The 12,783-nt window shown below is 71.1% G+C and carries 11 protein-coding genes and 1 tRNA gene; 5 read left to right on the top strand and 7 right to left on the bottom strand.

Annotated elements, in window-relative coordinates:
* Nucleotides 1-57 precede the first annotated feature (57 nt).
* On the bottom strand, nucleotides 58-2,604 hold the full coding sequence (locus tag NOD94_RS15240; RefSeq protein WP_281206445.1) for an ABC transporter permease: 2,547 nt from the start codon (nucleotides 2,602-2,604) through the stop codon (nucleotides 58-60).
* A 112-nt stretch (nucleotides 2,605-2,716) separates the two neighbouring features.
* Nucleotides 2,717-3,481 carry an ABC transporter ATP-binding protein gene (locus tag NOD94_RS15235; RefSeq protein WP_281206456.1) on the bottom strand — a complete coding sequence of 255 codons (765 nt, stop codon included), beginning with the start codon at nucleotides 3,479-3,481 and terminating at the stop codon, nucleotides 2,717-2,719.
* Nucleotides 3,482-3,908: 427 nt separating this feature from the next.
* Here NOD94_RS15235 and NOD94_RS15230 point away from each other — a divergent pair.
* A tRNA-Leu gene (locus NOD94_RS15230) sits at nucleotides 3,909-3,990 on the top strand.
* 137 nt (nucleotides 3,991-4,127) lie between these two features.
* Nucleotides 4,128-4,982 (top strand): Bax inhibitor-1/YccA family protein, encoded by an 855-nt coding sequence (locus NOD94_RS15225; RefSeq protein WP_281206444.1) that lies wholly within the window; start codon nucleotides 4,128-4,130, stop codon nucleotides 4,980-4,982.
* Between the two features lie 141 nt (nucleotides 4,983-5,123).
* Here the strand turns inward: NOD94_RS15225 and NOD94_RS15220 are convergent, their stop codons facing one another.
* A complete protein-coding gene (locus NOD94_RS15220) occupies nucleotides 5,124-5,354 on the bottom strand; it encodes a DUF4287 domain-containing protein (protein ID WP_281206443.1) in 231 nt (76 codons plus the stop codon).
* A gap of 101 nt (nucleotides 5,355-5,455) precedes the next feature.
* Here NOD94_RS15220 and NOD94_RS15215 point away from each other — a divergent pair, with 101 nt between their 5' ends.
* Nucleotides 5,456-5,818, top strand: coding sequence for a hypothetical protein (locus NOD94_RS15215; protein ID WP_281206442.1), 363 nt, complete (start codon nucleotides 5,456-5,458; stop codon nucleotides 5,816-5,818).
* Here NOD94_RS15215 and NOD94_RS15210 read toward each other — a convergent pair.
* From NOD94_RS15210 to NOD94_RS15200, 3 genes are all read right to left on the bottom strand, one after another.
* Complete coding sequence (locus tag NOD94_RS15210) at nucleotides 5,802-6,605, bottom strand: hypothetical protein (RefSeq protein ID WP_281206455.1); 804 nt, start codon at nucleotides 6,603-6,605, stop codon at nucleotides 5,802-5,804. The two genes, NOD94_RS15215 and NOD94_RS15210, sit on opposite strands and share 17 nt — an antisense overlap.
* A gap of 441 nt (nucleotides 6,606-7,046) precedes the next feature.
* Nucleotides 7,047-8,267: an acetyl-CoA C-acetyltransferase gene (locus tag NOD94_RS15205; RefSeq protein ID WP_281206441.1), complete on the bottom strand. Its 1,221-nt coding sequence runs from the start codon at nucleotides 8,265-8,267 to the stop codon at nucleotides 7,047-7,049.
* A gap of 129 nt (nucleotides 8,268-8,396) precedes the next feature.
* Nucleotides 8,397-9,434, bottom strand: coding sequence for an SGNH/GDSL hydrolase family protein (locus tag NOD94_RS15200; protein WP_281206440.1), 1,038 nt, complete (start codon nucleotides 9,432-9,434; stop codon nucleotides 8,397-8,399).
* A 134-nt stretch (nucleotides 9,435-9,568) separates the two neighbouring features.
* Here NOD94_RS15200 and NOD94_RS15195 point away from each other — a divergent pair, with 134 nt between their 5' ends.
* Nucleotides 9,569-10,951: a cystathionine beta-synthase gene (locus NOD94_RS15195; protein ID WP_281206454.1), complete on the top strand. Its 1,383-nt coding sequence runs from the start codon at nucleotides 9,569-9,571 to the stop codon at nucleotides 10,949-10,951.
* A gap of 430 nt (nucleotides 10,952-11,381) precedes the next feature.
* On the opposite strand, the gene NOD94_RS15190 is transcribed toward NOD94_RS15195, so the two are convergent.
* On the bottom strand, nucleotides 11,382-11,777 hold the full coding sequence (locus tag NOD94_RS15190; RefSeq protein WP_281206439.1) for a hypothetical protein: 396 nt from the start codon (nucleotides 11,775-11,777) through the stop codon (nucleotides 11,382-11,384).
* A 160-nt stretch (nucleotides 11,778-11,937) separates the two neighbouring features.
* On the opposite strand from NOD94_RS15190, the gene NOD94_RS15185 reads away from it, so the two are divergent.
* Complete coding sequence (locus tag NOD94_RS15185; protein WP_281206438.1) at nucleotides 11,938-12,783, top strand: MurR/RpiR family transcriptional regulator; 846 nt, start codon at nucleotides 11,938-11,940, stop codon at nucleotides 12,781-12,783.

Here is a 12,783-nt window from a genome sequence, read left to right as displayed (position 1 = left end):
TGCCCCGTGGCGAACGCCCCGGGGCCCTTCCGTGTCCCTGGTACCGCCGGCCGGCGGCTACTCCGTTTTGATGGCGGTCAGCATGTTCAGCCGGGCGGCGCTGCGGGCCGGCCACATGGCGGCGAGGACGCCGACCACCGCGGCCAGCAGGAGGAAGATGCCGATCCGGTCGTAGGGCATGACCAGCTCGTAGTTCGGTACCGACTTGGTGAGCGTGGTGCCCACGGCCCAGGCGAGGAAGACACCGATGGCCACGCCGAGGACCGCGCCGAAGAGGGAGATCACCACGGCCTCCAGGCGGATCATGTTCTTGACCCGGCTCCGGTCGAGGCCGATCGCCCGCAGCATGCCGATCTCCTGCGTCCGCTCGAAGACGGACATCGCCAGGGTGTTGACCACGCCCAGCACCGAGATGATCAGCGCCATGCCGAGCAGGCCGTACATGATGTTCAGCGCGGTGTTGACCATGCCGCCCATCTCGTTGCGCATGTCCTGCTGGGTGGCGACGCTCATCGCCGGGTTCTTGCCGAGGGCGTCGACGACGGCCTGGTGGTTCGCCTTGGTCTCGCCGCCGGTGGTGTTGACGTACACCTCGCGGATGTACTGGTCCTCGCTGTGCTGGGCCAGGATCTTGTTGTCGAGGACGTACGGGGACAGCAGGCCCTCAAGGTCCTTGTAGACCGCGCCGACCTTCAGCGTGCCCTTCCGGCCGTCATCGAACTTGACGTCCAGGGTGGAGCCGGCCGTCAGCTTCTGCTCCTTCGCGGTGCTCTCGGCGACCGCGACCTCACCCTTGACGAGGCTGTCCAGCGAACCGCTGGTGACCTCGATGTTCAGCAGCCGGCCGATGGTGGCCGGGTTGACGCCCGAGGCCGACCGGAAGGACTCGCCGACCTTGAAGAAGCCCTCGGCCTGCGCGGAGACGGCCTCGACACCGGGGGTCCCGGCCAGCGTGTCGGCCACGGTCCTGTCCAGGCTGCCGATGCCGCCGGACATGGTGACCTTGTAGTCGGCCTTCAGCTTGTCCGTGCTCATCCGGTCCACGGCCTTGCCCATGGTGACGCCGAGCACCGACATGGTGGTGACGAGGGTCAGCCCGATGGCCAGCGAGGCGGCGGTGACGGCGGTGCGGCGCGGGTTGCGCACCGCGTTCTGCGCGGCCAGCTTGCCGGGGACGCCGAACACCTTCTGCAGCGCGGGGCGGACGGAGGCGATGACCGGCTTGGAGAGCAGCGGCAGCAGCACGATCATGCCGAGGAGCATGAAGAACGCGCCGCCGCCGATGATCATGCGGCCGTCGCTCTTCATGGAGACGCCGAGGAACACGACGCCGATGCCGAGGGCGCTGATGACGCAGCCGAGCACGTTGCGCAGCACCAGCGACTTGGCGCTCGCCGGCAGGTGGGCGCTGCCCATGGCGGCGACGGGGGCGATCCGGCCGGTGCGCCAGGCGGGCAGCAGGGCGGCGACGACGGTGACCACGATGCCGATGACCAGCGCGGCGACGATGGTGCCGGGTGCGATCACGAGCTCGCCGCCCGGGATCTTGGCGCCGATCGAGTCCATCAGGGACCGCATGCCGGCCGCCAGGCCGATGCCGCTGACCAGGCCGATGGCGGCCGAGAGGGCGCCGACGACCAGGGCCTCGGCGAGCACCGAGCGCATCACCTGGCCGCGGTTGGCGCCGACGGCGCGCAGCAGGGCCAGTTCCTTGGTGCGCTGGGTGACCAGCATGGTGAAGGTGTTGTAGATGAGGAAGACGCCGACGAAGAGGGAGATGCCGGCGAAGGCGAGCAGCATGGTGCTCATGCCGCTCATCTGCTTCTTGATGTTCTCGGCCTCCTCGGCGGCGAGCGCGACGCCGGTCTGCGCCTTGGCGTTCTTGGCGAGGAGGGGCTTGACGTCGGCCAGCAGTCGGTCGGCGGAGGTGCCGGCCTTGGCGGCGATGGAGAGCTCGTCGTAGAAGTCGGGCTGGAGGTAGAGCTCCTGGGCGACCTTGGTGTCGAAGAGCACCAGGCTGCCGCCCGCGTTCACGGCGCCGTCCTCGGTGGTGAAGACGCCGGTGAGGGCGAACTCCCGGACCGGGCCGTTGGTGGCGACGCGGACCTTGTCGCCGACCTCGTACCTGCCCTTGGCGGCGGTCTCCTTGTCGAGGGCGATCTGGTCGTCCTTGGTGGGGCCGGTGCCGCCGGTGAAGGTGTAGCGGGGGTCCTTGCCGTCCTTGACGGGGGCGTAGTTGGAGCCCTTGTTGGCCCAGCCCGAACCGATCAGCTTGCCGTCCTCGTCGCCGACGCCGGCGAAGCCGGACACGCGGCCGGAGACGGAGTCGACGCCCTTGACGGCCTTGACCTTGTCGAGGGTCTCCCGGCTGATGCCCGGGTCGCCCTCCTTCTGGCCCTCCTCGTTGCGGCCCTGGCCGTACGAGGTGACGGAGACGGCGACGCCGTCGTAGCTCTTGGCCGACTGGCCCGACAGGGCCTTGCTGAGCGTGTCGGTGAAGATGAGGGTGCCGGAGACGAAGGCGACGCCGAGGGTGACGGCGAGCACCGTCATCAACAGCCTGGCCTTGTGCGCGAGGACGTTGCGCAGGGCGGTACGGAACATGGGGATATCAGTCCTGGTGGGCTGGAAGTCTGGAGGAGGTCTTCGTGGGCTGCGGGGGCCCGGGCCGTGCGGGCTTCGCGGGGCGCGCGGGCTTCGCGGGGCGCCCCCGGGTTCAGCTGGTGCGGCCCTTGGCGTCGAAGGCCTTCATCCGGTCGAGCACGCCGTCGGCGCTGGGGTGCGGCATCTCGTCGACGATCTCGCCGTCGGCGAGGAATATGACGCGGTCGGCGTAGGAGGCGGCGACCGGGTCGTGGGTGACCATGACGACGGTCTGCCCGAGCTCGCGCACCGAGTTCCGCAGGAAGCCGAGGACCTCGGCGCCGGAGCGGGAGTCGAGGTTTCCGGTCGGCTCGTCACCGAAGATGATCTCGGGACGGGAGGCCAGGGCACGGGCCACGGCCACGCGCTGCTGCTGGCCGCCGGAGAGCTGGGTCGGCCGGTGGGAGAGCCGCTCGGAGAGGCCGACCATGGCGATCACGGTGTCCAGCCACTGCTTGTCGGGCTTGCGGCCCGCGATGTCCATGGGCAGCGTGATGTTCTCCAGGGCCGTCAGGGTCGGCAGCAGGTTGAACGCCTGGAAGATGAAGCCGATCTTGTCCCGGCGCAGCTGGGTCAGCTGCTTGTCCTTGAGGGAGCCGAGCTCGGTGTCGCCGATGCGGACCGAGCCGGAGGAGAAGGTGTCCAGTCCGGCGACGCAGTGCATCAGCGTGGACTTGCCCGAGCCGGAGGGGCCCATGATCGCGGTGAACTCGCCCCGCGCGAACTCGACGGAGACGTTGTTCAGGGCGACCACCCGGGTCTCGCCCTGGCCGTACACCTTGGACAACTGCGTCGCACGGGCGGCCGCGGCCCGGAGGGTGTGCGGGGCGTAGTTCATGGCGGTCAAGGGGTGACTCCTGTCGGGCGGACTGCGGAACGGCGGGACGGTTCCATCCTCACGGCGACCACCCGGGTTCCGGATCAGCCGAGGTGCCCGTTCGCAGGCCCACTGGAGTCTGACCGGGCGTCGGTCGGACTCCTCCTTTGGTATGACACCCCGTCCTGGGTGTGCGCATGTCACCCAGGCCGGCCGGGGGCGGCCCGGGGTGGCGGAAGGGGTGGCGGGAGGCGGCGAAATCACGTCAATCCCACCCGGACGAAGGGCGTCCCCCGGAACGGTGCCGACCGTGACTTATCAGCCCTGACGCTCCCTCAATCACCAATAAAATCAGACAACATCGGATAGACGGCCGTCTGGGGCGGAGGGTGTTCCGGATAGGCTCGCGTCAGCGTTCAAGGCTTTTAACGGGGGCCCGCGGCGCCTTGCCCGGATGGTGGAATGCAGACACGGCGAGCTTAAACCTCGCTGGCCCTCGGGCCGTGCCGGTTCAAGTCCGGCTCCGGGCACTCAAGCAGCCGTTCCGCTTATCCTCTGCGCCCGACCGCGCCTTCTCCTAAGATCCTCCTCCAGCGGTAGGGTGCTTTTTTTGCGAGCGCATTACTCTTGAAGACAAGGCTGCGCACGGTGGCCATGGAGGAGTGAGATGAGGAGCAGTAACCCGGTCTTCTCGCGACGGGGGTTCAGCCGCGACAACGGCGGCTACGCGGGCTTCGAGGCGCAGCACGCGCAGGCCGGGACCGCGACCAACCCGTACGCGACGAACCCCTACGCCACCGACCCCACCACGGGGATGCCGGCGGCGCCGGTCAACAGCAACGCGATGACCATCGACGACGTCGTGAGCCGTACGGCCATGACGCTCGGCACCCTGGTGGTCACGGCGGCGATGGCCTGGATCTTCCTCCCGGTCGACGCCGCCAACCTGAACGTGTCGTACGGCATCGCCATCGGCGCGATGCTCGTGGCGTTCGTCTTCGCGATGATCCAGTCGTTCAAGGCCAAGGCCTCGCCGGGTCTCATCCTGGCGTACGCCGCCTTCGAGGGCGTCTTCCTCGGAGTCATCAGCTCGGCCACCAGCACGTACTTCGGTGCCGGTGTGGTCATCCAGGCCGTCATGGGCACGATGTGCGTCTTCGCGGGCGTGCTCTTCGCCTACAAGATGCGCTGGATCCGCGTCACCCGCCGGTTCACCGGCTTCGTGATGGCCGCGGCCGTGGGCTTCATGCTGCTGATGCTGACCAACCTGCTCGTCACGCTCATCGTGGGCGGTGACGGCCTGGGCCTGCGCAGCGGTCCCCTGGGCATCCTGTTCGGCGTCATCGGCATCATCCTCGGTGCCTGCTTCCTCGCCCTCGACTTCAAGCAGGTCGAGGACGGCGTCGCCTACGGCGCCCCGCGCGAGGAGGCCTGGCTGGCCGCCTTCGGGCTCACCACCACCCTCGTGTGGATCTACATCGAGATGCTCCGCATCTTCCAGATCCTCTCGGGCAACGACTAGCCGGAACGCCTCACGGCACCCCGGCACCCCAGTACCGCGAAGGCCCCGCGAGCACACCGCTCGCGGGGCCTTCCCGCGCTTCAGGACGGACGGGGAGTCGGGGATCGGGCTTCGGGGGGACGGGAGGCCGTGACGGCGGCCTCAGCCGAACCGGCGGGCGGCTCTGCGCAGGTCGTGCTCGTGGATGATCGCCTTGGCCTGGCCGTGCGACAGTTCGTGCGCGCCGCGCAGCCAGCTGACCTTCTCCTCGAACCGGAGGAGGGACGGGCCCTCGTCGACGGCACGCAGCCAGTCGGAGATCTCACGACCGGTGCTCTGCGGGATTCTGTCGATCATGTTGCGGTGGGTCTGCTCGGAGAACTCTACGGACATGGGCGCCTCCGGAGGTGTTGCCGTGCTGTTCTCTTCACGCCACCGTGCCGGAGAGTTCGCCCGTTGGCAATGGCGCCGCAGCGGCGCGTAAGGTCGGCCGGGTGCTCGATACCTCACCCCTGACCGTGGCCGTGGAACGATTCGCCGACCGCCTGAGGGCGGCGCCGCAGAGCCGTCTCCAGCGCGGCGCGGCGGCCGAGGCGCTGGCCCTGGCCCGCGAGCTGGCCGTACGGGCACAGCGGCTGGAGGAGCCCGACCGGCAGGCCCCGCGGGGGGCGGCTCCGGCGCCCGAACGCGAGGTGCCGGACGCGGGGATCTTCGTCGTGGGGGACCAGCTGTCGGTGACCGGCCTGGACCTCGCGGAGGCCCTGCGCACCTGCCCGGACACCGGAACGGCCCCGTCCGTACTGCTGGACGAGGCCGTGGCGCTGGTGGGGCTGGCGGAAGTCAGAGCGATGCGATGACGCGGTCCGCCAGGATGTAGACGTTGCTGTCCGGGTCCTCGGAGTCACCGCAGGAGAAGGTCAGCGCGTACGCGCCGGAGATGCCGGAGCCGCCCAGCAGGACCGGAGCGGTGCCCGCCCGCAGGGCCTCGGAGAGGCGCTCGGCCGTCTCCCGGTGCCCCGGGGTCATGCAGAGCGTGGTGCCGTCCGTGAAGACGTAAACGTCCAGGGTGCCCAGCGGGCCGGGCCGGACGTCCGCGAGGGCCGTACGGGCCTCCGCGAGCTCCTCCAGGCGGCTCACCGTGCGCTCGTGGTCCGCGCCGTGGTGCGACTGGACCGGTACGAAGTCGGGGTGAGAGGGGTGGCGCCGGCGGGCGGCGGCCAGTTCGGCCGAATCCTCCGGGTACTCGTCGGCGAATTCCTCGCCGAGCACCGGCTCCAGCCCGACCAGGTCCGCCTGCCGGGGCAGGAAGACGGGGCTGTCCTCGCCGAGCCCGGGCAGACCGCCGAGCAGCGAGGGCGCGTCGGCGGCGTCACGGGCCTCCTGCGCGGCCCAGAAGGCCCGCGCCTCGGCCAGCTCGCGCTCGCGCTCCTCGGCGAGGGCCTCGGCCACGGCGGCTCGTATCTCGGCGGCGGGGGACTCCACGGCGCTGCGGGCGTGCGGGACGGCTGCGGTGCGCGGACGGGCCGGCAGGGCCAGCTCACCGCGCAGGGCGGTGACCTGCTTGCGCAGCCCGTGTACGGCGTGCAGCGCAGCAGCGCCCACGGCCGTGGCAGCGGCCGTGGTCAGCAGCAGGGCAAGAGACATGGCGCTCACTGACTAACTCCCGATTGATTCGATCCCCCGACTTCCTACATCAGCTTGTCCTCTGCTGGGAATGGCGTGCAGTGCATTACGTCATGAATTGGACAGGTCTTTCGTCCTCGGGGCACCGGGGGGAGGGTGCCTGAGCTGGGCAAATACCGATCCCCCAGGACAAAGGTCACATCCTGGGGGAGATTCGGTCACAGGTCGGCCGCGACGGGGTTAGATCCGGCGTCAGTAGAGCGCACTCATCTGGAGTATCCCTTGCGGCATCAGGGGTTCCGCCTTGATCGCCACCAGCGGGCGACCAATCGTGACGAAACCCCTACCCTCCGCTGTGGCTCGGCTCAGCCGCTCGTTTCTTCGGTCGCGTTCCGCTTCGCCGTCGCTGCGGGCGGGTGCCGTCCCTCGTTCCTCGGGGCGGCCCCCACCCTCCGCTGTGGCTCAGCTCAGCCGCTCGATGACCATGGCCATGCCCTGGCCGCCGCCCACGCACATCGTCTCCAGGCCGAACTGCTTGTCGTGGAACTGGAGGCTGTTGATCAGGGTTCCGGTGATGCGCGCGCCGGTCATCCCGAACGGGTGACCGACGGCGATGGCCCCGCCGTTGACGTTCAGCTTGTCCAGCGGGATCCCCAGGTCCCGGTAGGACGGGATGACCTGGGCCGCGAAGGCCTCGTTGATCTCGAACAGGTCGATGTCGTCGACGGTCAGGCCGGCCCGCTTCAGGGCCTGCTTGGACGCCTCGACCGGGCCCAGGCCCATGATCTCGGGGGAGAGGCCGGTGACGCCGGTGGAGACGATCCGGGCCAGCGGGGTCAGACCCAGGTCCCGGGCCTTCGTGTCGCTCATGATGACCAGCGCGGCGGCGCCGTCGTTCAGCGGGCAACAGTTGGCCGCGGTGATCCGGCCGTCGGGGCGGAAGACCGGCTTCAGGCCCTGCACGCCCTCCAGGGTGACGCCGGCGCGCGGGCCGTCGTCCAGGGAGACGACCGTGCCGTCGGGCGTGGTGACCGGGGTGATCTCGCGGGCCCAGAAGCCGTTCTTGATGGCTTCCTCGGCCAGGTTCTGGGAGCGGACGCCGAACTCGTCCATGTCCTGACGGGTCACGCCCTTCAGGCGGGCCAGGTTCTCGGCGGTCTGGCCCATCGAGATGTACGCGTCCGGCACCAGGCCGCCCTCGCGCGGGTCCTGCCAGGAGGCGCCCGTGCTCTGCGCGACCTCGGCCGTACGGGCCTCCGCGTCGGCGAAGAACGGGTTGTGGGTGCCCGGCATGCCGTCCGAGGAGCCGTTCGCGAACCGGGAGACGGTCTCGACGCCCGCGGAGATGAAGACGTCGCCCTCGCCCGCCTTGATCGCGTGCAGGGCCATCCGGGAGGTCTGCAGGGACGAGGAGCAGTAGCGGGTGACGGTGAGGCCCGGCAGGTGGTCCATGCCCATCTGCACGGCCACGATGCGGCCAAGGTTGTGGCCCTGCTCGCCGCCCGGGAGGCCGCAGCCCAGCATCAGGTCGTCGATCTCGCGCGGGTCCAGCCCGGGGACCTTGGCGAGCGCGGCCTGGATGATCTGCGCGGTCAGGTCGTCCGGGCGGACGTCCTTGAGCGACCCCTTGCCGGCGCGCCCGATGGGGGAACGGGCGGTGGAAACGATGACGGCTTCGGGCATCGGGACTCCAAGGGGTGCGTCGTTGCGGGACCGCATGCGAAGTTACCGCCCCGTACGGTCGAGGTCACGGGCCTCGGCGTGTGATGCGGGTCGCTCCGCGGGGCGTCGCGGCCGCGAAGCCCGTCCGGACTACCGGGACTCCGGGACCGGGGCCGCGGGAGTCGTGGGTGCGTCGGCCGGTGTCGGGGCGAGTTCCTCGCCCGCGACCCGCCGCCGGCGCCGGTGCTTGAGCAGGGCCCACGGGCCCCGCGCGCCCGTGACCTCGGTGCCGGCCTCCCCCGCCGCCGCGGACGCCGCCTTGGCGACGGGCAGCATGTCCTCGTCCCGCGAGACGTCCAGCCGGTCGGACTCCGGCCACAGGCCCAGCGCCGCGCACATCGTGGGCAGCATGGCCATGGCGGCCGTCGCGTACCCCTCCGCCGACGGGTGGTAGGAGTCGGGGCCGAACATCTCCCGGGGGTTCGCCGCGAACTCGGGTCCCAGCAGGTCGCCCATCGAGATGGTGCGGGCCCCCAGGGCCAGCACGCCGATCGTCTGGGCCGCCGCCAGCTGCCGCGAGACCCGTCGGGCCATCCAGCGCAGCGGCTGGTAGACCGGCTCGATGGTGCCCAGGTCCGGGCAGGTGCCCACGACGACCTCGGCCCCGGCCAGCCGTAGCCGCCGGACCGCCGAGGTCAGCAGCCGGACGGACTGGGTCGGCGGCATCCGCCGCGTCACGTCGTTCGCGCCGATCATGATCACGCACACGTCCGGCGGTGGCGCGTCCCCGTCGAGGAGGAGCCCCACCTGACGGTCGAGGTCGTCGGACATGGCCCCGGACAGCGCGACGTTGCGCAGCTCCACCGGCCGTTCGGCCACCGCGGCCAGCCCCGACGCCAGCAGCGCGCCCGGTGTCTGGCGGGCCCGGCGCACCCCGAGCCCGGCCGCCGTGGAGTCGCCCAGCATGCCGAGGCGCAGGGGCCCCGGGCTCAGCTCGGGGCCGCCGAACTCGCTCCCGTACAGGCCGTCGGCCCGCGGCGGGTCCGGCAGGCCCGTGCCCACGGTTCGTTTCGCGAACTGGACCTCGGCCAGCACCAGACCCACCGCGGCGACCCCGACGAGCCCCAGCCCGCCGCCGCCGTACGCCGCTCCCGCCGCGATCCGGCGGGCCGTCCTCGCCCTGGACACCCTTCAAGCCACCTCGATCCGCGCTCTGGTCCCGATGACCTACCTGCCCCGTAGTGCGGGTCGGCCAATCCCTTTCCGCATAGTCTGGCCGGACCTCCCGGAGAACCCGTGGAGTCCCCTCCTTGGAGAACATGGTGCAATTCCACGACTCGATGATCAGCCTCGTCGGCAACACCCCGCTGGTGAAGCTCAACCGTGTGACCGAAGGCCTGCAGGCCACCGTCCTTGCGAAGGTCGAGTACTTCAACCCGGGCGGGTCCGTGAAGGACCGGATCGCCGTCCGGATGATCGAGGCCGCCGAGCAGAGCGGTGCCCTCAAGCCCGGTGGCACCATCGTGGAGCCCACCAGCGGCAACACCGGTGTAGGACTCGCCATCGTGGCCCAGCAGAAGGGCTACAAGTGCATCTTCGTCTGCCCTGACAAGGTGTCCACGGACAAGATCAACGTAATGCGCGCGTACGGCGCCGAGGTCGTGGTCTGCCCGACCGCCGTCGACCCCGAGCACCCGGACTCGTACTACAACGTGTCCGACCGCCTCGCGCGCGAGCCCGGCGCCTGGAAGCCCGACCAGTACAGCAACCCGAACAACCCCCGTTCGCACTACGAGACCACCGGTCCCGAGCTGTGGGAGCAGACGGACGGGAAGATCACCCACTTCGTCACGGGCGTCGGCACCGGCGGCACCATCTCCGGCACCGGCAACTACCTCAAGGAGGTGTCCGGCGGCAAGGTCAAGGTCATCGGCGCCGACCCCGAGGGTTCGGTCTACTCCGGCGGCAGCGGCCGTCCGTACCTCGTCGAGGGCGTCGGCGAGGACTTCTGGCCCACCGCCTACGACCCCAACGTGACGGACGAGATCATCGCGGTGTCCGACAAGGACTCCTTCCAGATGACCCGCCGCCTCGCCAAGGAGGAGGGCCTCCTCGTCGGCGGCTCCTGCGGCATGGCCGTGGTCGCCGCGCTGCGCGCCGCCGAGGGCCTCGGCCCCGACGACGTCGTCGTGGTCCTGCTGCCCGACAGCGGCCGCGGCTACCTCAGCAAGATCTTCAGCGACGAGTGGATGGCCGGGCACGGCTTCCTGGAGGAAGCGGGCCCGTCGGCGCGCATCGGTGACGTCCTCGCGGACAAGGAGGGCGGTATCCCCTCCCTCGTGCACATGCACCCCGAGGAGACCGTCGGCCAGGCCATCGAGGTGCTGCGCGAGTACGGCGTCTCCCAGATGCCGATCGTCAAGCCGGGCGCCGGCCACCCCGACGTGATGGCCGCCGAGGTCATCGGCTCCGTCGTCGAGAAGGAGCTCCTCGCGGCGCTCTTCGCGCAGCGCGCCTCCCTCGGCGACCCGCTGGAGAAGCACATGAGCGCGCCGCTGCCGCAGGTCGGCTCCGGCGAGCCCGTCTCCGAGCTGATGGCGGTGCTCGGCGAGGCCGACGCGGCGATCGTGCTGGTCGAGGGCAAGCCCACCGGCGTCGTCAGCCGCCAGGACCTGCTCGCGTTCCTGGCCAAGGGCGCCAAGTAGTCGCCGCGTCCCCCGGCCGGAGCGTTTTCGGCCGGGGGACGTTCGGTCCGCGCCGGGGGCGGGGCCGTTCGCGCCGGGCGCCGTACTGTTTCCGGCCGGTCGTGCAAACGGTACGGGCCCGTCACGTCACGGCAGCACCGGCTTAACACGCGTTCGGCACAGTGGTGGTCGTCGGCAGGGAGGACCGGGTGACCGGAAATCCCGACCGGCACCCAGAACGGCGTCGGCGCGCCTCCGGAGCGGCTCCCGGACCGCGCGGACGCCCAAGGACGCGGACGGCCCTGACCCGGCCCGTGTCCCACGCGGGGACCGCCGTCGTCCCGCCCCCCGGGAAACCGGGGGTGCGGCGGTTCCCGCGCAAGCTTCCCTCCGGATCGCCGGTGCGGCCCGGAGCCGTCGGGGCGGCCCGCCGGTCAGCCGGCGGGGCCGCTCACTCGGCGGGGCCCTTCCCGCGGCTCCCGAGGCCCTTCCTGGACGCGTGGATGAAGTTCACGCCGAGGATCCCCGCCCAGGCGACGAGCAGCCCGCTCAGGTGGGCCTGCGTCGCGGCGATGGCCGACAGGGGGATGGCCAGCACGAGGGTGATCACGGCGAAGCCGAAGCGTTCCCCGAAGTTCCCGACGGCCGTCACGGCCGGGTCGGGGGAGCCGCCGCGGGCCGCGCTCAGGCGTTCCTCCGCGAGTCGGCGTCGCACCTGGGTGTCGACCTTCTCCACGAACGATTCCACGAGCGCCGCCTCGTACTCCGGCCCGAGCTCCCGCCGGGCGTCGAGGGTGGCGCCGAGTTCCTTCTTCAGGTCTTCGGCCTGGGGGGAATGGGCTGTCATACCCCCACGGTAGGAACCGGAGCGCGTTCCGGCACTGGGGCTATCCCCCGTATCGGAGGGTCCGGATCGCGGGCGCGGCTTGCCGAGCTGCATAACCACATGCAGAGTGCACCGTGACTGAATATCTCACCGGTGACGGGACGGAACGGAGGGGACGGCGATGAGCGACGGCCCGGCCGCACGGCTGCAGAAGCTGTTCGAGGGGCACCGGCTGACGCCGACCCAGCGGCGGATCGCCCACTGCATGGTGCGCGGGGCGGCCGACGTGCCGTTCCTGTCCAGTGTGGAACTCGCCGAGCTGGCCGGGGTGAGCCAGCCGTCCGTGACCCGGTTCGCGGTGGCCCTCGGGTTCGACGGCTACCCGGCCCTGCGCCGCCACCTGCGCGAGGTGGCGCCCGCCGCCGGGCAGGAGCCGGCGCCGCGGGAGGACTCGTACAACGAGTACCAGCAGGCCGTCCGGGGCGAGATCGAGAACCTGACGCGGCTCGCCGAGATGCTGGCCGACCCCGCGCCCGTCGAGGAGGCCGGCCGGCTGCTCGCCGAGTCGGCGCCGCTGCCGGTGCTGGGGCTGCGGGCGGCGTCCTCGCAGGCCCGCGGCTTCGCGTACTTCGCGGCCAAGGTGCACCCCGACGTGCGGCTCCTCGACGAGGCCGGTTCGATGCTCGCCGACCGCATCGACGCGGCCGCCACGGCCGGGGCCACGGCCCTGCTGTGCTTCGCGCTGCCCCGCCACCCGCGTGAGGTCGTCGAGGCGCTGGACCACGCGCGGGCCGCCGGGCTGACCGTCGTGACCGTCGCCGATTCGGCGTTCGCGCCCGTCGCCCGGCACTCGGACCTGCTGATCCCGGCGCCCGTCGGCACCGGACTCGCCTTCGACACGGCCTGCGCGCCGATGCTGCTCGGCCGGGTGCTGCTGGAGGCAATGGCCGACGCCCTGCCCGACGCCCAGGCCCGCCTGGAGGCCTTCGACACCCGGGCCGCCGCCCGCGGGCTCTTCGTCGAGTAG

Source organism: Streptomyces sp. Isolate_45, from assembly GCF_024721315.2.
Taxonomy (GTDB): Bacteria; Actinomycetota; Actinomycetes; order Streptomycetales; family Streptomycetaceae; genus Streptomyces.
Note: the sequence above shows the minus strand (reverse complement) of the source record. Positions and strands in the feature narration are given on the sequence as shown.

Excerpts from the sequence above, each read along its gene's own strand:
- NOD94_RS15185 (WP_281206438.1), top strand. The coding sequence starts at position 11,938 with ATGAGCGACGGCCCGGCCGCACGGCTGCAGAAGCTGTTCGAGGGGCAC.
- NOD94_RS15205 (WP_281206441.1), bottom strand. The coding sequence starts at position 8,267 with ATGCCCGAAGCCGTCATCGTTTCCACCGCCCGTTCCCCCATCGGGCGC.
- NOD94_RS15240 (WP_281206445.1), bottom strand. The coding sequence starts at position 2,604 with ATGTTCCGTACCGCCCTGCGCAACGTCCTCGCGCACAAGGCCAGGCTG.
- NOD94_RS15190 (WP_281206439.1), bottom strand. The coding sequence starts at position 11,777 with ATGACAGCCCATTCCCCCCAGGCCGAAGACCTGAAGAAGGAACTCGGC.
- NOD94_RS15225 (WP_281206444.1), top strand. The coding sequence starts at position 4,128 with ATGAGGAGCAGTAACCCGGTCTTCTCGCGACGGGGGTTCAGCCGCGAC.
- NOD94_RS15220 (WP_281206443.1), bottom strand. The coding sequence starts at position 5,354 with ATGTCCGTAGAGTTCTCCGAGCAGACCCACCGCAACATGATCGACAGA.
- NOD94_RS15210 (WP_281206455.1), bottom strand. The coding sequence starts at position 6,605 with ATGTCTCTTGCCCTGCTGCTGACCACGGCCGCTGCCACGGCCGTGGGC.
- NOD94_RS15235 (WP_281206456.1), bottom strand. The coding sequence starts at position 3,481 with ATGAACTACGCCCCGCACACCCTCCGGGCCGCGGCCGCCCGTGCGACG.